The organism is Oleiharenicola lentus, assembly GCF_004118375.1.
Classification (GTDB): Bacteria; Verrucomicrobiota; Verrucomicrobiia; order Opitutales; family Opitutaceae; genus Lacunisphaera; species Lacunisphaera lenta.
Window position 1 is genome coordinate 1,447,792 of record NZ_SDHX01000001.1, and the last position, 21,252, is coordinate 1,469,043.

Annotated in this window: 11 protein-coding genes and 1 tRNA gene; 7 read left to right on the plus strand and 5 right to left on the minus strand. The window is 65.7% G+C overall.

Annotated features, from left to right (window positions below; translation table 11 throughout):
• The first annotated feature begins 40 nt into the window (after window positions 1–40).
• Window positions 41–892: an MBL fold metallo-hydrolase gene (locus ESB00_RS06045; RefSeq protein ID WP_129046824.1), complete on the plus strand. Its 852-nt coding sequence runs from the start codon at window positions 41–43 to the stop codon at window positions 890–892.
• A 35-nt stretch (window positions 893–927) separates the two neighbouring features.
• On the opposite strand, the gene ESB00_RS06050 is transcribed toward ESB00_RS06045, so the two are convergent.
• Window positions 928–1,004 (minus strand) — tRNA-Pro (locus ESB00_RS06050).
• 336 nt (window positions 1,005–1,340) lie between these two features.
• Here ESB00_RS06050 and gltB (ESB00_RS06055) point away from each other — a divergent pair.
• From gltB (ESB00_RS06055) to ESB00_RS06075, 5 genes are all read left to right on the plus strand, one after another.
• Complete coding sequence (gltB, locus tag ESB00_RS06055; protein ID WP_129046825.1) at window positions 1,341–5,948, plus strand: glutamate synthase large subunit; 4,608 nt, start codon at window positions 1,341–1,343, stop codon at window positions 5,946–5,948.
• An 89-nt stretch (window positions 5,949–6,037) separates the two neighbouring features.
• Complete coding sequence (gltB, locus tag ESB00_RS06060) at window positions 6,038–10,648, plus strand: glutamate synthase large subunit (protein ID WP_129046826.1); 4,611 nt, start codon at window positions 6,038–6,040, stop codon at window positions 10,646–10,648.
• 121 nt (window positions 10,649–10,769) lie between these two features.
• Entirely contained in the window at window positions 10,770–12,260 is a 1,491-nt protein-coding gene (locus ESB00_RS06065; protein WP_129046827.1) for a glutamate synthase subunit beta, read from the plus strand.
• A gap of 179 nt (window positions 12,261–12,439) precedes the next feature.
• The gene (locus tag ESB00_RS06070) at window positions 12,440–13,555 is read left to right on the plus strand and encodes an endo-1,4-beta-xylanase (RefSeq protein ID WP_164976070.1); all 1,116 of its coding nucleotides are present in this window, start codon (window positions 12,440–12,442) and stop codon (window positions 13,553–13,555) included.
• A 226-nt stretch (window positions 13,556–13,781) separates the two neighbouring features.
• Window positions 13,782–14,549: an NIPSNAP family protein gene (locus tag ESB00_RS06075; protein ID WP_129046829.1), complete on the plus strand. Its 768-nt coding sequence runs from the start codon at window positions 13,782–13,784 to the stop codon at window positions 14,547–14,549.
• On the opposite strand, the gene ESB00_RS06080 is transcribed toward ESB00_RS06075, so the two are convergent.
• Both ESB00_RS06080 and ESB00_RS06085 read right to left on the minus strand, forming a co-directional pair.
• Entirely contained in the window at window positions 14,535–16,175 is a 1,641-nt protein-coding gene (locus ESB00_RS06080) for a hypothetical protein (RefSeq protein WP_129046830.1), read from the minus strand. The two genes, ESB00_RS06075 and ESB00_RS06080, sit on opposite strands and share 15 nt — an antisense overlap.
• A 32-nt stretch (window positions 16,176–16,207) precedes the next feature.
• Window positions 16,208–16,468, minus strand: coding sequence for a hypothetical protein (locus ESB00_RS06085; protein ID WP_129046831.1), 261 nt, complete (start codon window positions 16,466–16,468; stop codon window positions 16,208–16,210).
• Between the two features lie 260 nt (window positions 16,469–16,728).
• Between ESB00_RS06085 and ESB00_RS06090 the strand changes: the two genes are divergently transcribed.
• Complete coding sequence (locus ESB00_RS06090) at window positions 16,729–18,732, plus strand: alpha-L-arabinofuranosidase C-terminal domain-containing protein (RefSeq protein ID WP_129046832.1); 2,004 nt, start codon at window positions 16,729–16,731, stop codon at window positions 18,730–18,732.
• Window positions 18,733–18,938: 206 nt separating this feature from the next.
• Here ESB00_RS06090 and ESB00_RS06095 read toward each other — a convergent pair whose 3' ends face one another.
• Both ESB00_RS06095 and proB read right to left on the minus strand, forming a co-directional pair.
• Window positions 18,939–20,210 (minus strand): glutamate-5-semialdehyde dehydrogenase, encoded by a 1,272-nt coding sequence (locus ESB00_RS06095; RefSeq protein WP_129046833.1) that lies wholly within the window; start codon window positions 20,208–20,210, stop codon window positions 18,939–18,941.
• Window positions 20,211–20,215: 5 nt separating this feature from the next.
• On the minus strand, window positions 20,216–20,980 hold the full coding sequence (proB, locus tag ESB00_RS06100; RefSeq protein ID WP_129046834.1) for a glutamate 5-kinase: 765 nt from the start codon (window positions 20,978–20,980) through the stop codon (window positions 20,216–20,218).
• Window positions 20,981–21,252: the final 272 nt, after the last annotated feature.

The window sequence follows — 21,252 nt, forward strand, 5'->3', positions numbered from 1 at the left end:
GCCGCTGGAATGAAAGGCGATTTTCCCTATCTTGCCCGGCATGCCGCCGCTCACCGCCCAGCCAGCCCTCGAAGACGAGCTGGGCGACGTGTTGGAGAAGGCCGCCCGCAACGTGCCGCTCTCGCTGGAGAGCCTGGCTGCCGCGGCCAACCTCGACCCCGGCCGGCTCAAGGACGCTTTCGATTACCGCCCGGACCTCACCTTGGCCGAACTGTCGCGGCTCGCTTCGGTGCTGAATCTCAACGAAGTCGGTCTCACTGCGCTTGCCCAGGGACGATATCCGCTGCCCGAGCCCGCGGGCCTGCCCTTTGCCCTGCACCCGCTGCGCATGCCCTTCGGCGTGGGCGTGGCCAACGCCTACCTCCTGTCCAGTGGCGGCGACAGCGCGCTGCTGTTCGACACCGGCGCCAGCCACGCCGAGTTGCACCGGGCTTGGCCGGAGCACATCCAACGGCTCGAAGCGGTCTTCGTCACGCATTACGAAGCCGAGCACGTCGGCGGCTTGGACGTGGTGCTGCGGGAATCCGAACTTGGCTTGTTTCACGGTCCGCCCAGCGGGCGCTGGCCGCAATGTCGCGGGCTGGGCGAGGGGCAGACGGTCGAATACGCCGGACTCGTCATCACGGCCTTCAGCACCCCCGGCCACGCGGATGAACACAACTGCTACCTCATTAAATCCTCCGCTCGGCCCCAGGCCCCGGCGGTGCTGATTTCCGGCGACCTGATCTTTGCCGGCTCGCTAGGCGGTGGCTACTTCTGCTGCCAGCGCCAGCTTAAGCACTCGCGCCGCATCATGGACCTCTTGCCGGACGATACGGTCATCGCGCCGGGTCACGGACCACTGACGACCGCGGCCAATGAAAGACGCTTCAACCCGTTCCTCTCCGCCTAGTTAGTTCGCAAAGCACTCGCGAACCGGATCCAAAATGGTCGGGACGGAGAGATTCGAACTCTCGACCTCTTGCTCCCGAAGCAAGCGCTCTACCAGGCTAAGCTACGTCCCGATTTCGACCGAAGGGCGGCAACCAGACCCCAAAGAATCGGACGTAGCAAACAAAATTTTGAGTCGAACGCCGATCGTCATGATCGCCGCGCCGAACCATTCGCGATCACGACCAGTTTGTGTAAAGGCCATGACCTGGTCCGCTCCTGCCAGCCCGACCTGAATTCCTTCCGCGGCTGGCCTGAAACACGCTTATGACAGGCTTCACCACGATGTTCCAAATCTGTGCTCCGCTCTGCCGCGCGCACCTGTTTAAGCCGCACTGTCGTCCGGCAAAAAACGCTATTGCCAGAGCCGGCGGCGGTGCGCGTTGATTAACCTCCGACCAACAACCTTAGTGAGCAAAATCCGGCCATCTCCGCTCTATAATCCCGAGTTTGAACACGACGCCTGCGGCGTCGGCTTTGTCGCCCGCATTACCGGAGAACGCAGCCACGACGTGCTGGCCCGTGCCCTCGGTGCGCTTAAGGCCCTGGCCCACCGCGGCGCCATCGATGCCGATGCCATCACCGGCGACGGCGCCGGCGTCCTCACGCAGTTGCCCTACGAGATTTTCCGCGAGCATTTCGAGACGCAGAAGAAGACCGCCCCGGCCGACAACGAGCTGGGCGTCGGCATGATCTTCCTGCCGCGCGGCAACGACCTCGCCCAGGCCCACGCGCGCAAGATCGTCATTGAGGCCGTGAAGGAGGAGGGCCTCGCCTTCCTCGGCTGGCGCGAGGTGCCGGTGGACATTTCCATTTTGGGCCGCAAGGCCGCCGAGTCCGTGCCGGTCATCGCGCAGGCCCTCGTCGCTCGGCTCGAGGAGCTCACCGAGGAGGAATTTGAGCGGAAACTGTTCCTCGCTCACATGGTTGCCGAGCGTCGCTGCCTCGCGGCGCGCATCGACGGCTTCTACGTGTGCAGTTTCTCCTGCCGCACCATCGTTTACAAGGGCCTGCTCAACGCCCCGCAGGTGCGCAAGTTCTACCCGGACCTGCGCCGTAAGGACTACCGCACGGCCTTCGCGCTGTTCCACCAGCGCTACTCGACCAACACCTTCCCGACCTGGCACCTCGCGCAGCCGTTCCGCGCCCTCGCGCACAACGGCGAGATCAACACCATCCGCGGCAACCGCGTGCGCATGGACGCACGTGAGCGCTCGATGGCCGGCGGCGTCTGGGGCGCGCGCTTCGCCGACCTGCACCCGATCGTGCAGCCGGGCATGTCCGACTCGGCCAGCCTCGACAACGTCCTGCAGACGCTGATCCTCGGCGGCCGCTCACCGCTCCACGCCATGATGATGACGGTCCCGATGGCGTGGGAGAAGGACAAGGCCCTGCCGCCCGAGCTGCGCAATTTCTACCGCTACCATTCGCACCTGATGGAGCCCTGGGACGGCCCGGCCGCGCTCGTGTTCACCGATGGCCGTTTCGTGGCCGCCTCGCTCGACCGCAACGGCCTGCGCCCCGCGCGCTACAAGGTTTATGACGACGGCTACTTCGTCCTCGCCTCCGAGGCCGGCGTCGTCGCCGACCTGCCGGGCAAGGTCGTGGAGTCCGGCCGCCTCGGGCCGGGCCGCATGATCGCGGTGGACCTCAAGGCCAACAAGCTGCTCAAGGACGCCGAGATCAAGGCCGCGGTCGTGGCCGAGGCGCATTTCAACTACGGCGAGTGGTGCGACAAGCACCTCGTCAACCTCCACAAGTTCGCCGAGACCTACACGAAGAAGGTCGCCGAGTCGGCCGTGCCGTTCACGCCTGCGCCGGCCGCCCTCGACCAGCAGCTCGCCTTCGGTTACGACCTCGACGAGCTCGAACTCATCTTCGCGCCGCTGGCGGAAGGACAAGAACCCGTTGGCTCGATGGGCGACGACACGCCGCTGGCCGTGCTCTCCCGCCGGCCGCGCCTGCTCTACCAGTATTTCAAGCAGCTCTTCGCGCAGGTCACGAATCCGCCGATCGACTCGATCCGCGAGAAATCCGTGATGTCGATCCAGTCCGGCATCGGCGGCCGCCTGAACCTGTTCGAGAACCAGCCCGACTTCGACGGCTTGGTGACGCTCGACACGCCCGTGCTGCTCGACCACGAGCTGACGGCGCTGTCGGAAATCAGTTTCCTTCGTGGCCGCGTGGCGCGCTTCAGCGTGCTGTTCGATCCGGCGACCGGATCCGATGCGCTGGAGAATGCCCTCGCGGACCTCGCCAAGCGTGCGCTCAGCGTCGTGCAGACCCACGGCTCGCGCGTGATCATCCTTTCCGACCGCGGCGTCGGCCGCGGCCAGGTCGCCATTCCCATGCTGCTCGCGATGGGCGCGGTGCAGACGAAGCTCGTCAACGCGGGTCTGCGCCTGCGTTGCGACCTCGTGGCTGAGACCGGCGAGGCGCGCGACGTCCACCACATCGCCTGCCTCATCGGCAACGGCGCCGCCGCGGTGAACCCGTGGCTCGCACTCGCGACCGTCCGCGACCTCGCGGCCTCGGGTAAGACCTCCGTGCCGGTCACGCCCGCGCAGGCGGAGCAGAACTACAAGTCTGCCATCGATGCCGGCCTCCTGAAGGTCATGGCCAAGATGGGCATCAGCACGCTGCTGAGCTACCGTGGCGCCCACATGTTCGAAGCGCTCGGCATCGGCAACAAGGTCATTGAGGACTGCTTCAAGGGAACCCCTTCGCCCATGGGCGGCATCGGCTACCGCCAGATCGCCGAGGAAACCATCGCGCGACACGAGCGCGGATTCCCGAAGCTCGATCCGGCCGATCCCGACCAGGTCGGCCAGGCCACCGCGCCGGCGATGCACAACGAGGGCTATTACCGCGTGAACAAGCGCGGCGAGGGCGAGTTCCACGGCTGGAATCCCAAGGTTGTCGCGGGCATGCACAAGTTCGTGCGCAACCCCGACGCCGAGGCCTACAAGACCTTCGCGACGACCGCCGACGAACACGCGCCCGTCACCCTCAAGGACCTGCTCAAGATCAAGTTTGCCGAGCAGCCGGTCGCGCTCGACGAGGTCGAGCCGATCGAGGACATCCGCAAGCGTTTCACCACGGCCGGCATGTCGCTCGGTGCGCTCTCGCCCGAGGCGCACGAGGCGCTGGCCATCGCGATGAACCGCATTGGCGGCAAGTCCAATTCCGGCGAGGGCGGCGAGGACCCGAAGCGTTTCGTGGTCCGCGAAAACGGCGACAGCGCCAACTCCGCCATCAAGCAGGTCGCCTCCGGCCGCTTCGGCGTGACGGCGGAATACCTGTCCAACGCCCGCGAGATCGAGATCAAGATGGCGCAGGGCGCCAAGCCGGGAGAGGGCGGCCAGCTGCCCGGCGCCAAGGTCACGCCGTTGATCGCGCGCCTCCGTTACTCCGTTCCGGGGGTCATGCTCATTTCGCCGCCGCCGCACCACGACATCTATTCCATCGAGGATCTCGCGCAGCTCATCTTCGACCTCAAGGAGGTCAACCCGCGCGCCAAGGTCTGCGTGAAGCTCGTCGCGTCATCCGGCGTCGGCACCGTCGCCGCCGGCGTGGCCAAGGCCTACGCCGACGTCATCCTGGTCTCCGGCCACGAGGGCGGCACGGGCGCTTCGCCGCTCGGCTCGATCAAGAACGCCGGCTCCGACTGGGTCCTCGGCGTCGCCGAGGCGCACCAGGTGCTCATGATGAACGGCCTCCGCAGCCGCGTCGTGCTCCGCACCGACGGCGGCATGAAGACCGGCCGCGACATCGTGGTCGCCGCGCTGCTCGGCGCGGAGGAGTTCAACTTCGGCACCTCGGCGCTCATCGCGGCGGGTTGCGCGATGTTCCGGGTCTGCCACCAGAACACCTGCCCGGTCGGCGTCGCCACGCAGCGGGAGGACCTGCGCGCGAAGTTCCGCGGCAAGCCCGAGAACGTCATCAATTACTTCAACGCCGTCGCCGAGGAGGTGCGCCGCTACCTCGCGCGCCTCGGGGCGAAGACGCTCAACGAGGTCATCGGCCGCGTGGATCTGCTCGAGCAGATCGACGATCCGGCCAACCCGAAGACGCGCCTGATCAACCTTTCCGGCGTGCTCCACGATCCCGACCCGAGCGGCCAGTCGGAGCGCTACCACACGCGCGAGCGCAACGCCCGTTTCGGCAACGAGGGCACGCTCGACGAGGCCATCGTCATCGAGGCCCGCGACATCATCACCGGCCACGCGGCCAAGCTCACCGGCCGCTACAAGGTCGAGAACGCCAACCGCGACGTCGGCACCTACCTCTCCGGCCAGATTGCCTACGCCCGCGGCAACAATGCGTTGCCCCCCGGCACCGTGGACCTCCAGTTCACCGGCAGCTCCGGCCAGAGTTTTGGCGCGTTCCTCGTGCAGGGCGTGCGGCTCCGCCTCATCGGCGAGGCCAACGACTACGTCGGCAAGGGCATGGCGGGCGGCGAGATCATCGTCCACCCCAAGCCCGTCGAGAAGTTCATTTGGCGCGACAACTCCATTGTCGGCAACACGTGCCTCTACGGCGCCACCGGTGGTTCGCTCTTCGCGGCTGGCCGCGCGGGCGAACGCTTCGCGGTGCGCAACTCCGGCGCCACCGCGGTGGTCGAGGGGGTGGGGGACCACGGCTGCGAATACATGACCCGCGGCACGGTCGTCGTGCTCGGCGAGGTCGGTCTCAATTTCGGCGCCGGCATGTCCGGCGGCCTGGCCTTCGTCTACGACGACCAGGGCACGTTCTCCGACCGCTACAATCCCGCCCTCATCCGTCCGGTGCGCCTCGAGGACGCCGCGGAAAGCACCGCCCTCCGCCGCCTCGTCTCGCTCCACGCCGAGCTGACCGGCAGCCCGCATGCGGCCTTCCTCGCCGCCAACTGGCCGGCCGAGTCCGCGAAATTCTGGAAGGTCGTGCCGGTGCCCCCCGTCGCCGACATGCCCGAGCCGGTTTACCGTTTCGAGGAGTTCGGCGCCCAACCCGCGTCGGCCGCCTCCGTCCAGACTTAGTCACAACCCACCTCTTGCCTTGCCTCCGCCGCGCGGGGGCCGTTTCGTCGCCTTTCACCATCACGATGTCCGGCCAATCTTCCTCTTCCATGTCCACCACCACCGTTCCCACCGGCCGGCCCGGCAAGCAGGGCCTTTACGATCCTTGGTTTGAACACGATGCCTGCGGCGTCGGCTTCATCGTGGACATGAAAGGCCGCAAGTCGCACAAGATCGTGGCCGACGGCCTCCAGATCCTGCGCAACCTGGACCACCGCGGTGCGAGCGGCGCCGAGATCAACACCGGCGACGGCGCCGGCATCCTCATCCAGGTCCCCCACAAGTTTTTCGCCGACATCGGCAAGACCCTGCGTTTCACCCTCCCCGAGGCCGGCAACTACGGCGTCGGCCTGATCTACCTGCCGCGCAACGCCACCGTCCGCCGCAAGGTCGAGGAGCGTTTTGAGCAGGTCGTGCAGTCCGAGGGCTGCAAGTTCCTCGGCTGGCGGACCGTGCCGACCAAGAACGCCTCGCTCGGCGACACCGCGAAGTCCTCCGAGCCGTTCATGCGCCAGGCCTTCATCGAGCGCCCCGAGGGCCTCGACGAACTGGGCTTCGAGCGGAAGCTCTACGTCATCCGCAAGCGCGCCTACAGCGACATCCGCACCTCCACGCTGGCCGGTGCCGAGGCCTGGTATGTGGCCTCCCTGTCCGCCCGCACCTTGGTTTACAAGGGCATGCTCACCACCGACCAGGTGGACAACTATTTCCCCGACCTGAAGCACCCGGCGATGGAGTCGGCGCTGGCGCTGGTCCACTCGCGTTTCTCGACCAACACCTTCCCGAGCTGGGAGCGCGCGCACCCCTACCGCTACCTCGCGCACAACGGCGAGATCAACACCCTCCGCGGCAACATCAACTGGATGCACGCCCGTCAGGCCCTGTTCGAGAGCCCGCTCTTCGGCGACGACATCAAGAAGATCCTTCCGATCGTGAACCCCAACGGTTCCGACTCGTCGATGTTCGACAACACCCTCGAGCTCCTCGTGCTCGCCGGCCGTCCGCTGGCCCACGCGATGATGATGATGATCCCCGAGCCGTGGTCCAACCACGAGTCCATGGATCCGGAGCGCCGCGCGTTCTACCAGTATCACTCCTGCCTGATGGAGCCGTGGGACGGTCCCGCCTCGATGGGTTTCACCGACGGCCGCCAGATCGGCGCCATCCTCGACCGCAACGGCCTGCGCCCCTCCCGCTACTACGTCACCAAGGACGGCATCGTCATCATGGCCTCCGAGGCCGGCGTGCTGGAGTTCCCGCCCGAGGACATCGTGCAGAAGGGCCGCCTGCAGCCCGGCCGCATGTTCCTCGTGGACACCGAGCAGGGCCGCATCATCGAGGACGAGGAGATCAAGCGCGCCATCTGCTCCGCCCAGCCCTACGGCGAGTGGATCAAGGAGCACCTGGTCCACCTCAGCGACCTGCCCCCGGCCCCGACCGTCGAGGTGCCCGACCACGAGACACTGCTCCAGCGTCAGATCGCCTTCGGCTACACCTTTGAGGATGAGCGCGTGATCATCGCCCCCATGGCCAAGGATGGCGTTGAGGCCATCGGCTCGATGGGCAACGACGCCGCCCTCGCGGTGCTCTCCAACAAGCCGCGCCTGCTCTACGATTATTTCAAGCAGCTCTTCGCCCAGGTCACCAACCCGCCGATCGACTCGATCCGCGAGGAGATCGTGACCTCCGCCGAGTCGCGCCTCGGTTCCGAGGGCAACCTGCTCAACCCGCAGCCCACGGCCGCCCGCCGCGTCGAGCTGAAGTGGCCCGTCCTCACCAACGAGGAGTTCGCCAAGATCCGCCGCACCAATTTGCCCGGCCTCAAGACCGGCGTGCTGCCCATCCTCTTCCGCGTCGCGCGCGGCGAAAAGGGTCTCGCCAAGTCCATGGAGGAGCTCTCCGTCATGGCCCGCCGCATGATCGAGGAGGACGAGGTCAACGTGCTCATCCTCTCCGACCGCGGCGTCACCAAGGACTTCGCGCCGATCCCGTCGCTGCTCGCCGTCGCCGGCCTGCACCACTACCTCATCCGCGAGGGCCTGCGCACGCGCGTGTCGCTCGTCGTTGAGACCGGTGACGCCCGCGAGGTGCACCACTTCTCGCTGCTCATCGGCTACGGCTGCACCGCCATCAACCCCTACGTGGCGTTCGAGACCATCGACGACATGATCCGCGAGGGCATGCTCACGGGCATCGACCACAAGAAGGCCTGCGCCAACTACGTGAAGGCCGCCTCCAAGGGCGTCATCAAGGTCATGTCCAAGATGGGCATCTCCGCGATCCAGTCCTACCGCGGCGCCCAGGTGTTCGAGGCCCTCGGCCTCCGCCAGGATGTCGTGGACCACTACTTCACCTGGACACCCTCGCGCGTCGGCGGCATCGGCCTCGACGTCATCGCGCAGGAAATCCTCCTCCGTCACCGCGCGGCCTACCCGGACCGCCAGGTCAACGGCCATGTGCTGCCCGTCGGCGGTCTCTACCAGTGGCGCGCCAGCGGCGAAGCCCACCTCTTCACGCCCGAGTCCGTGCACGCCCTCCAGAAGGCCGTCCGCACGAACAACAAGTCCGCCTACCAGAGCTACGCCAAGCTGGTGAACGAGCAGAGCGGCCGCCTGTGCACGCTGCGCTCGCTGCTCGAGTTCAAGGCCGGCCCTGCCATCCCGCTGGAGGAGGTCGAGCCGATCGAGAGCATCATGAAGCGCTTCAAGACGGGCGCCATGTCCTACGGCTCCATCTCGAGCGAGGCCCACGAGACGCTCGCCATCGCGATGAACCGCATTGGCGGCAAGTCCAACACCGGCGAGGGCGGCGAGGATCCCGCGCGCTTCACCTGGACCAACGAGCTGGGTGATTCCAAGAACTCCGCCATCAAGCAAGTCGCCTCCGGCCGCTTCGGCGTGACGAGCGAATACCTCGTCAATGCGCGCGAAATCCAGATCAAGATGGCCCAGGGTGCCAAGCCCGGCGAGGGCGGCCAGCTGCCCGGCACCAAGGTCTATCCCTGGGTCGCGAAGACCCGCGGCACCACCGCCGGCGTGGGCCTCATCTCGCCCCCGCCGCACCACGACATCTATTCTATCGAGGATCTTGCCGAGCTCATCCACGACCTCAAGAACGGCAACCACCACGCGCGCATCTCCGTGAAGCTCGTGTCCGAGGTGGGTGTCGGCACCGTCGCCGCGGGCGTCGCCAAGGCGCACGCCGATGTCGTGCTCATCTCCGGCTATGACGGCGGCACCGGCGCGTCGCCGATGACCTCGCTGCACCACGCGGGCCTCCCGTGGGAACTCGGCCTCGCCGAGACCCACCAGACCCTCGTGCTCAACAACCTCCGCTCCCGCATCGCGGTGGAGACCGACGGCCAGCTCAAGACCGGTCGCGACGTCGTCATCGCCGCGCTGCTCGGCGCCGAGGAGTTCGGTTTCGCCACCGCGCCGCTCGTCGCCACGGGCTGCATCATGATGCGCGTGTGCCACCTCAACACCTGCCCGGCCGGCGTCGCCACGCAGGATCCGCAGCTCCGCGCCAAGTTCGCGGGCAAGCCCGAGCACGTGGTGAACTTCATGAAGTTCATCGCCGAGGACATCCGCGAGCTCATGGCCTCGCTCGGCTTCCGCACCATCGAGGAGATGATCGGCCGCACCGACCGCCTCGAGGCGAAGAAGGCCGTGGACCACTGGAAGGCCAAGGGTCTGGATTTTTCCAATATCCTCTACCAGCCCGACGTCGGCCCCGAGGTCGGCCGCTTCTGCTCGCAGAAGCAGGACCACGGCATCGACCGCTCGCTCGACATGACCACGCTCGTTGCACTCGCGAAGCCCGCGATCGAGCAGGGCGAGAAGGTCGTGGCCGAGCTCCCGATCCGCAACGTCAACCGCGTGACCGGCACGATCACCTCCAGCGAGATCACCCGCAAGCACGGCGCCAAGGGCCTCCCTGAGGACACCGTGCGCTTCAAGTTCAAGGGCTCCGCCGGCCAGAGCTTCGGCGCCTTCGTCACCCGCGGTGTCACCCTCTCCATCGAGGGCGACGCCAACGACTACTTCGGCAAGGGCCTGTCGGGCGGCAAGCTCATCGTCTTCCCGGATGCCAAGGCTCCGTTCAAGGCCGAGGAGAACATGATCATTGGCAACGTGGCCTTCTACGGCGCCAGCGCCGGCGAGGCCTACATCCGCGGTCTCGCGGGCGAGCGCTTCGCGGTCCGCAACTCCGGCGTCACCGTCGTGGTTGAGGGCGTGGGCGACAACGCCTGCGAATACATGACCGGCGGCAACGTCGTCGTGCTCGGCCGCGCCGGCCGCAACTTCGGCGCCGGCATGTCGGGCGGCATCGCCTACGTGCTCGACGAGGCCGGCGATTTCGCCGGCCGCGTGAACACCCAGATGGTCGGCATCGAGAAACTCGAGGACGGCAAGGAGATCGCCGCCGTGAAGGCGATGATCCAGAAGCACCTCGACTACACGAAGAGCGAGAAGGCCAAGGCCGTCCTCGCCGCGTGGGACAAGTTCGTGCCGAAGTTCGTCAAGGTCATGCCCAAGGACTACAAGCGCATGCTCGCCTGCATAGAGCGCGCCCAGGCCCAGGGCCTCACCGGCGACGAGGCCATCATGTCCGCCTTCGAGGAAAACGCCCGCGACACCTCCCGTGTCGGCGGCAATTAACCGCCAACAGTTTAAGCTGAAAGTTTAAGTTTAAGCTCAATCCTTCGCCACCCACCTCGAACTCATTCCCAGTCCGAAGTTTAATTCTTAAACTTAAACTTCCTACTTCAACTTTCCTCCCATGGGCAAACCAACCGGCTTCATCGAATACCTCCGCGAGCTTCCGACCGACCGCACCCCGACCGAGCGCGTCAAGGATTGGAAGGAGTTCCACCACCACATGGAGGAGAAGAAGCTCCGCACGCAGGGCGCGCGCTGCATGGATTGCGGCGTCCCGTTCTGCCACACGGGCAAGCTGATCAGCGGCATGGCATCCGGCTGCCCGATCAACAACCTCATCCCTGAGTGGAACGACCTCGTCTACCGCGGTCTCTGGCACGAGGCGCTGCACCGCCTGCACAAGACGAACAACTTCCCGGAGTTCACCGGCCGCGTCTGCCCCGCGCCCTGCGAGGGCTCCTGCGTGCTCGGCATCAACAACCCGCCGGTCACGATCAAGAACATCGAGGCCTCCATCATCGACAAGGGTTGGGAGGAGGGCTGGGTCATCCCCGAGGCCCCCGCGGTCCGCACCGGTAAGAAGGTCGCTGTCATCGGTTCCGGCCCCGCCGGTCTCTCCGCCGCCGCGCAGCTCAACCGCGCCGGTCACACCGTCACCGTCTTCGAGCGCGCCGACCGTCCGGGCGGCCTGCTCATGTATGGCATCCCCAACATGAAGCTCGACAAGCAGGAGGTCGTCCTCCGACGCATCAAGCTCATGGAGCAGGAGGGCATCAAGTTCGTGTGCAACGCCAGCGTCGGCACGGGTGACAACGACAACGTCGATCCGGCCATCTTCCTCAAGGAATACGACGCCACCGTCATCTGCACCGGCGCCACCCAGCCGCGCGACCTGCCCATCGAGGGCCGCAGCCTCAAGGGCGTGCACTTCGCGATGGAGTTCCTCACCGCCAACACCAAGGCCGTGCTCGCGAACGGCAAGGCGCCGATCAACGCCGAGGGCAAGGACGTCGTCGTCATCGGCGGCGGCGACACCGGCACCGATTGCGTGGGCACTTCCCTCCGCCACGGCTGCAAGAGCCTCGTGCAGATCGAGATTCTCCCCAAGCCGCCGACCGAGCGCGCGGCCGACAATCCCTGGCCCGAGTGGCCCAAGACCTACAAGATGGACTACGGCCAGGAGGAGGCCGCCGCGAAGTTCGGCGCCGACCCGCGCGTCTATCTCACCACGGTCAAGAAGTTCGTCGGCGACGCCAACGGCAACGTGAAGGAGCTCGTCACCGTCGAGATCAAGTGGGGCAAGAACGACAAGGGTCAGTTCGTGCCGCAGGAGATCCCCGGCACCGAGAAAACCCGCCCCGCGCAGCTCGTGCTGCTCGCCATGGGCTTCCTCGGGCCCGAGCAGGCCCTCGTGAAGGACATCGGCGTCGAGACCGACCCGCGCTCCAACATCAAGGCCGAGCACGAGAAATACACCACCAGCGTGAAGGGCGTCTTCGCCGCCGGCGACTGCCGCCGCGGCCAGTCACTCGTCGTCTGGGCCATCAACGAAGGTCGCGGCGCCGCCCGCGAGTGCGACCGTTACCTGATGGGCTCGACCGACCTGCCTTGATGGTCATCGCGAGGCGCATCGCGCCGTGGCGATCCAGCTTACTTCAGGCGCTCCCACCCGGAGCGCCTTTTTCTTTGCCGCCCTTCGGTCGGGGGCAACGCGTCCACTCCAGTCTCTTGTTCGCACGGCAGGCCGTTTGTTTCCTGCGGCACCGTGTTTTCGTTCGCGCGAATCTGACCATGAAACCTCTGCTGTCCCTGCTTGCCCTCTGTGCCTTTGCCACCGCCGGACTTCGCGCCGGGGATGACCTGCCCGCGCTCAAGGACGTCTTCGCCGGCAAATTCCTCATCGGCGGCGCGGTCGGCTCCAACGTCGCCCTGCAGCCCGGCCACCCGTTGCGCCCGCTGGTTGAGAAACATTTCAACTCCCTTGTCTCCACCAACCTCATGAAATGGGGCCCCTACAACCCCCAGCCGGGCGAATACAACGACGCCGAGGCCGGGGCTTTCTTCGGCTACGGCAAGGCCCACGGCATGCACATGGTCGGGCACACGCTGTTCTGGCATTCGCAGACGCCGAAGTGGGTCTACGAGGACTCCGAGGGCCAGCCCCTGTCGCGGGACGCCCTGCTCAAGCGTATGCGCGAGCGCGTGCAGCGCGTGGCCAAGCTCTACGGCCCCAGCACCGATGCCTGGGACGTGGTCAACGAGGCCATCATTGAGGATGGCTCGGTCCGCAAGACTTCCTTCAGCCGCATTCTCGGCGACGACTGGGTCATCGAGGCCTTCAAGATCGCCACCGAGGAACTGCCGAAAAACATCCAGCTCCTCTACAACGACTACAACATGGAGACGCCCGGCCGGCTCAAATCTGTCGTGCAGCTCGTGCACGACCTGCGCGCCCGGGGGCTCCGAATCGACGCCGTCGGCTCGCAGGCGCACTGGCGCCTGGAGACACCGACGATCGCCGAGATCGAGGCGAGCATCGTCGCCCTGCGCGACGCCGGCGTGAAGGTCCACTTCACCGAGCTCGACGTCGAGGTGCTGCCGCGCCGTGTCAACGGTGCCGAGATCTCCATGCGCGAGCAGCGCACGCCCGAGAACGATCCCTACACCGCCGGTCTCCCTCCCGAGATCCAGGAGAAGCTGGCCAAGCGCTACGCCGACATCTTCGCGCTCTTCCTCAAAAACGACGATGTGATCGAGCGCGTGACCTTCTGGGGCGTGACCGACGGCGACTCCTGGCTGAACAACTGGCCCGTGCGCGGCCGCACCAACCACCCGCTGCTCTTTGACCGCGCCGGCCAGCCCAAGCCCGCCTTCCACGCGGTGATCGAGACCGCGACGCAACCCTGACCCGAGGGCACCACAAAACAGGCGAAGCCTATGCTAATGAAGCCGTGGCTCCCGCACCCCGGATGTTTGGCCCACGGAACACACGGAATACACGGAAGGCTGGTTCGGTTTACGTGCATTCCGTGTGTTCCCTGGGCATCCTGCCTTGGATTGGCACTCTGTGGTTAGACCAATCCCACCTTTGCCTTTCGTGTATTTCGTGTGTTTCGTGGTGACCAATACCCCCATGAAACGCTTCGCTGCTTTGCTCCTTGGTGTTCTCTCCTGCCTCGTATCGCCCGGCGTCGCCGCCGACACCGCCGCTCCGGCTCCCGTCTATGAGCTGCGCATCTATTACACGCACCCGGGTAAAATGCCCGACCTGCTCAAGCGCTTCCGCGAGCACACCTGCGCCCTCTTCGAGAAGCACGGCATGGAGAACATCATCTATGGGCTGCCCGTGGAGGAAAAGGACCAGGACAAACTCTACTACATCCTCCGCCACCAGAGCCGCGATGCCGCCAAGGCCTCATGGAAAGCCTTCGTGGACGACCCTGCCTGGCACGCCGTCCGCGATGCTTCCGAGGCCGCCGGCAAGATCGTGAGCAAGGTGGACTCGGTGTATCTGGCCACCACCGACTATTCGCCCGGCTGGCCCGCCAGCGCTTCCGCCGGCTCGCGCGTCTTCGAGCTCCGCACCTACGTCTGCAACGACGGCAAGCTCGCCGCCCTCGACGCTCGTTTCCGAAACCACACGCTCAAGCTCTTCGAGAAACACGGCATGACCAACCTCCCGTATTTCCATCCGACCGACGAAAACAAGGGCGCCGGCAAAACGCTGATCTACCTCCTCGCCCACAAGTCCGTGGACGCTGCCAAAGCCTCCTTCAATTCTTTCCGACAGGACCCCGACTGGGTCAAAGTCCGCACCGAATCAGAAGCCCCCGGCCCGATCCTCGTCAGCCCGCCGTCTTCGATTTTCCTGACTCCGGTCGATTTCTCAAAACTGAAGTAGTCTGGCCTGCATGGCCGGTTTGAGCAGGCGGTCGCTTTTCTGCGGGAAGAGACGTGCGCCTTCGGCCAAGGAGGTAACCACCTCTTCGGACGGCGGAGCAACGCTTTGGGTGGTTATATGGGCGAGCAATTCGTAGGCGGCGGCGAGCGGGGGTGATTGCTTCATGCCGGCGAGCAGAGGCTCCACCACGGGCGCCACTTGCTCGGCTGTAAATTTGCCGTCGTTGCGGGTGGAGCGGCCCACGAGGGCGTCGTAACGCAGGCGGGCGATTTCATAGTAGGCGCGGGGACGGATAACGCCGGCTTGCACGGCTTGCTCCAGCAGCGGAATGGCCTCCGCCTTGTTGCCGGCGTCAAGTTCCAGCAGGCCGAGCGAGGCGAGCAGGCGTGGGTCGCGATCACCGCGGTCGTAGGGCTTGCGCAGGGTGCGGCGGGCGAGCGTCACGTAGTGCTCTTCGAGATCGGGCTGGTTCTTCCGCACGTAATGCGCTTCGAGGCGTTCCCATTCACCCTTGAGGCGGGCGATTTGCCGGGGCGTGGCGTCTTCCACCGGGTCGGCGGGCGGACGAGCGAAGGCTGCGGGCAGGGTCCAGCGCAGTCCCGGATGGTGGGTGGCGTGGGCGGCGAGCCGGTCCCAGGCCCGGGCCCAATCAAGGCCGAAGCATTCCGCAAACGCGGATTCAGTGACCGGCTCGGTCGCGGTTCGCTCCACGAATTTCCAGAATGCCTTCGCACGGTCCTGCGCAGGATCAAGTCCCCAGCTCGCGAACAGCTCGCTTTGGGCGAGCCAAGTAACGGCGTCGTAGTCGGGCGACTGCTTTCCGGCGAAAAACACCGCGGGCGGAATCAGGTCCGGCTCAGGGGCGACGATCTTGGTGCCGGAGGGTTTCTCGTTCTGAAAAAACCAACGGATGGGGCGAACGGTCACGGTGTTGTCCTGAAATTCCATCCTCTCGTAGAGCCGCAGGAAACCGGTGGTGAACCAGTCGGGCAGAGCGGGAGTGCGTTGTTCCAGCAGATTGGCCACGTAGGCCGGCGTCAGGTAGCTCCGCTGCGGATCGAGGGTGGAAGCCGAGACCAAGGCGAAGGTCGTGATGGAGTCGGCGTCGGACAGCATCAGGTTGCTGAAGAAGCTGTCCGGGGCGGTCGTCTGCGCTGTCGGTTCCGGGCCAAGCCATTTCGCACCGGTGATCGGTTCGAGCCGGACGCGAGGAAGAGCGCCGGAGGGCGGCAGGCCGTCAGCGCGTGCAGGCGGATGAGCCTTCAACATGGCTGCGACAGCCTGCTGCTCTGCGATGGGCCAGAGCTTTTCGTCGTAGAAGATCAGCGCTTGCGGCACGTCGAGCTTGATCTGGAAATGTTCAGGCAGCACCAGGCCCAGGAACTGGTTGGCGCGGTGGAAGGCGAGGGCGAGTTGCTCCGTCGTCAGGTCGTTGCAGCGGGACAGAATTTCGAATCGCGGAATCCGGGTGTAGCGCCACTTCGGTCCAGCCGCTTGCTCGATGATGAATGGCGGCAGCTGGACCGACATCTCCACCTTGGGCTCGGGCGCGGCCCACAATTGTCCGCCAAGCACGCAGGCAGCCATGCAGCAGAGCACTTTCACAGGGCGGACGATGGGTTCCATCGTAGCATTAATGCGGCCCGGGTCATCGAGGCTCAGTCTGATCCCCCGCCGCCGCCACCATCTCCGCCGCCGCCATCGGAACCTCCGCCCGCATCTCCGCCACCGGCATCACCATGGCTGCAATCGGGCGTGTGGTGATGCGCGGAGTGGCCGCCGTTGGGATCCATGGGGATGTAACCGGAATCTCCGGGACTACCTTGGGAAGAGCGGGTTCCCGGGCCGCCCGAGCCGAAGAGCTTGGCGAGGACGACGACCAGCACAAAGAGTCCGACCAGGACGATGAGGGCGATCATGGGAGTGGGGTAAGTGGAAATTCGGCCCGCGGGACAGAACAGCCGAAGCGCGCCTTCCGTTCAACGCCTGAATCCCGGGGCATGGCTTTCTGTGTTTTCCGTGTGTTCCGTGGGCAACCCACGCCGCGCGCGGCAGATTTCCCGCCGAATCCTTGACGGTCACATGGCTTCGCTGCCGAAGCGACTGGCGATTGCGGAGGAGGCGTATTCGCTACCGCTGATTCCTGCTCGGGGCGCATCGTTCCGAGTTTCTTTACCCCATGAAATCCCTCAAACTGTCCCTGTTGGCAGCAATGTCGCTGCTTCCCCTGACCGCGCTTCAAGCTGCTCCCCTCGAGGTCAAGGTGGACGCCGCCAAAACCGGCGCTCCGATCAATCCGTTCATCTATGGCCAGTTCATCGAGCACATGGGCCGCTGTATCTACGGCGGTATCTGGGCCGAGATGCTGGAAGACCGGAAGTTCTACTTTCCGATCACGGCGAAATACGCCCCCTATCGGGCGATCGAGAACGCTGATTTCCCTGGCCAGGTCGTGGAACGCGGCTTCCCTGTCGTCGGTGCCTCGCCCTGGCAGATCATCGGTGACGCCTCGGCGGTGACGATGGTCAAGGAAGGCGCCTTCGTCGGCAAACACTCGCCGCGCGTGAACGCCGGCGCCGGCATCCGCCAGCGCGATCTCGGCGTGAAAGCTGGTCTGCGCTACGATGGATACGTCTGGGCCAAACCGTTCTCCGGCAAGGCCGAGATCGAGGTGACGCTCGTCTGGGGCGAGGGCGCGGCTGACCGCGCCTCGACCAAGCTTTCCTTCAGCGGCAACGACTACTCAAAGCAGACCTTCGCGCTCACACCCGCGGCCGGTTCCGAGAAGGGCGCCCAGCTCGAACTGCGCGTGACCGGTGGCGACGTGCTCCTCGGGCCCCCGTCGCTCATGCCTTCCGACAACTTCAAGGGCATGCGCCGCGACACGCTCGCGCTCCTCAAGCAGCTCAACGGCACCGTCTATCGTTGGCCGGGTGGCAACTTCGTGAGCGGCTACGACTGGCGCGACGGCATTGGGGATCGCGACCGTCGCCCGCCGCGCAAGAACCCGGCCTGGACCGGTGTCGAGCACAACGACTTCGGCACCGACGAGTTCATCATGTTCTGCCGCGAGATCGGCACGGAGCCGATGATCGCCGCCAACACCGGCTTCGGCGACGCCTACTCCGCCGCCCAGTGGGTGGAATACACCAACGGCGCCGCCAACACCGTTGCCGGCGGCTGGCGCGCGAAGAACGGCAATGCCCAGCCTTACGGCGTGAAATACTGGTGCGTGGGCAACGAGATGTTCGGCCCGTGGCAGCTCGGTTTCATGCAGATGCAGCACTACACGCTAAAGCACAACGAGGTCGCCGAATACATGTGGAAGGTCGATCCCTCGCTCCAGCTCGTCGCCGTCGGCGATCTCACCACGATCAACAAGGACCATGACCCTGCGCAGGCCCGCTCCGGCAAGACCTGCTCGCACATCATGCTCGAGGAGTGTGCCGAGCACATGAACTACCTTTCGGAGCACTTCTACGTCGGTCGCGTGCCGTGGAACAAGAACGGCCGCACCGATGTGCTCTCCCATGTTGGTTTGGTCAGCAAAGCCATCCGCGAGAAGGCCGACGGTCACCGCAAGCTCCAGGCCAGCCTGCCCAACCTGAAGGGCAAGCTCATGCCGATCGCCATGGACGAGTGGAACTACTGGCACCGCGAATACGCCTACGGCGAGCTCGGCTGTGTTTATGAACTGCAGGACGGCCTCGGCATCGCCGCCGGCCTTCACGAGTTCTTCCGCCAGAGCGACCTCATCCAGATGGCGCATTACGCGCAGACGGTAAACGTCATCGGTGCCATCAAGACCAGCAAGGTGGCCGCCGAGATGGAGACCACCGGCCTTGTGCTCCAGCTCTACCGCGAGAAATTCGGCCAGAAGCCGCTCGTGGTCTCGCATGACGCCGGTCCGCTCGACGTGGCCGCGGCGCTGACCAAGGATGGCAAGACGCTCACGGTTGGCGTGGTGAATCCGACCAGCGAGGCCGTGGACCTCAAACTGGCCCTGGCCGGATTGAAGTATGCCGGCCCCGCGACCCGCTGGCACATCACCGGTCCGAACGCCGAGTCGCACAACACGCCGGGTTTGCCGCGCGTCGTGGACATCAAGCGCACGGACGCGAAAGCCAGCCAGCTGCAAGTCCCTGCGCTCAGCGTCGCGCTCTTCGAGGTGCCGCTGGAGTGATTCCGGATTTGCTGTAGGGCGTGGTCTCCAAACCACGCCGGTCGTTTCCGAGGCGGAGGCTCAGGACTCCACCTATTCATTTGCGGAGCGAATTATTCGTAGCCGCGCTTAAATCCCGCCTTGGCGGGATGAAAGCGTGGCCGAGCGCGAGGCCACGTTGTCGCTGTGCTCCAACGCGGCTACTTCAAGCCGTGGCGCCGTCCTTTTCAGCTCCGCACCTGGCCGGAGCCGCGGACCACGTATTTGTAGGACGTCAGTTCCTCGAGGCCCATCGGGCCGCGGGCGTGGAGCTTGTCGGTGCTGATGCCGATCTCGGCGCCGAAGCCGAACTGGAAACCGTCGTTGAAGCGCGTCGAGGCGTTCCAGAGCACGACGGCGCTGTCGATGTTGTTCAGGAAATGTTCGGCGGTCGCGGCATCAGCCGTGACGATGGTCTCGGTATGGCGCGAGCCGTGCGTTTCGATGTGCTCGATGGCGGCGGCGCAGTCGTCCACGACCTTCACCGCGAGGATGAGGTCGAGAAACTCGGTGCGAAAGTCCTCATCCTTGGCGGGCACGGCGGCGACGCCGGCCTTCTGCAAGGCGGCGAGGGCGAGTGGTTCGGCGCGCAGCTGGACTTTGGCTGCCGCGAGGGCCTTGCCCGCTTGCGCGAGGAATTTGTCGGCCACGTCGCGGTGCACAAGCATCGTCTCGATGGCGTTGCACACGCCGGGGCGCTGGACCTTGGCGTTGAGCGCGATCTGCTCGGCCATGGCGAAGTCGGCGGCCTTGTCCACGTAAAGAGCGCAGATGCCGTCGTAGTGCTTGATGACCGGCACGCGCGCGGTGCGCACGACGGCCTCAATCAGGCCGCGACCGCCGCGCGGGATGAGCAGATCCACGGTGCCGACGGACTCGCCGAGCAGGCGCACGGTGTCACGGTCGGCGACAGGGATGAGCTGCACAGCCGCGGCGGGCAAACCTGCTTGGGCGAGGCCGCGGGAAAGGGTGTTGGCTATCGCGGTGTTTGAGCGCAGCGCCTCGGAGCCGCCGCGCAGGATGACGGCGTTGCCGCTCTTCAGGCAGAGGCCGGCGGCGTCCACGGTGACGTTGGGCCGTGATTCGTAGATGAAGCCGATGACGCCGAGCGGCACGCGAACCTTGGCGATCTTGATGCCGTTCGGTTGCGTCCACTCGCGCAGGATCTGGCCGACCGGATGGGGCAGGGTGGCGACCTGCCGCAGGCCCTCGGCGCAAGCAGCGAGGCGCTTGGCGTCGAGCGTGAGCCGGTCCACCAGCGCGGGCGTTTGGCCGTTGGCTTTGGCCGCGGCTACATCCAGCTCGTTGGCGGCGAGGATGACTTTTTCCGCGGCGAGCAGTTCCTCTGCCATGGCCAGCAGCGCGGCGTCAATGCGCGCGGCCGGCGTGGTCGCGAGCACGCGCGCGGCGGCACGAGCTTGCGATCCGAGTTGAGCAACGAGCTGGGCGAGATCGGCCATGGAAATTACTTGGCGGGGAAGTAGGTCCCCACGCGCTTGCCGGCGACGATTTGGTAGACGAGCCCGGCCTTGCGGCCGCTGGCGATGTTGACCGGGATGCCGGCTTTCACGGCGAGTTGTGCGGCTTGGAGCTTTGTGACCATACCGCCGGTGGAGACGTGGCCCTTGTCGGAGCGTACAAGGCCGGAGACTTCGCTGAAATCGCGCACGAGCGGCACGACCTGGCCGGCGGCGTCCTGGAGCCCGTCCACGCTGGTCAGGATGATGAGCAGGTCGGCGTTGATGAGTGTGGCGACCTCGGCGGAAAGGCGGTCGTTGTCGCCGAAGTTCAGTTCCTCGACGGCGACGGAGTCGTTCTCGTTGATGATCGGCACGACGTTGCCGCGGGAGAGCAGGTGGGCGAGGGTGTTGCGGGCGTTCTGGTGGCGCACGCGGCTGTCGAGGTCGTTGTGGGTTAGCAGCAGCTGGGCGACCGCGATGTCCTGCTTGGCGAACTCGCTGGCGTAGGCGTGCATCAGCTGCGACTGGCCGACGGCGGCGCAGGCCTGCTTGGCCGCGAGTTCCTTGGGCTTGGCGGACAGCTCCAGCGTGGCCAGACCCGCGGCCACGGCGCCGCTTGACACGATGACGCACTCGTGGCCGGCGCGCACCAGGGCGCCGACCTCGCGCGCGAGGCGGGCGATCTGCGGGCGGCTCAAGCCGACGCCCTTCTCCTTGGAGAGAATGCCGGAACCGAACTTCAGCACGATGCGTTGGGAGCGTTTGGACATGGAGGGTTCATAGTAGTCGCCGGTGCTCTCGCAACAAGCCGGAATCCTGCGCGCTGCGTGTCAGTGTGATGGGTTGTTAACTATGACACGTTTCTGAGTGACTCACTTAAGTATGACAGCTTCCTCCCTTGTCTCGACAAGGCGGGTGGCGTCCTTTAGTCGTCAGAAAAAATTACCAGCCTCTTCCTGTCATGCTTCCATCAACACCATCATCCGCCAAGGCCAAGCGCCCGCCCAAACCGGGCATCGCTGGGCTATGTGGCGGGTTGATT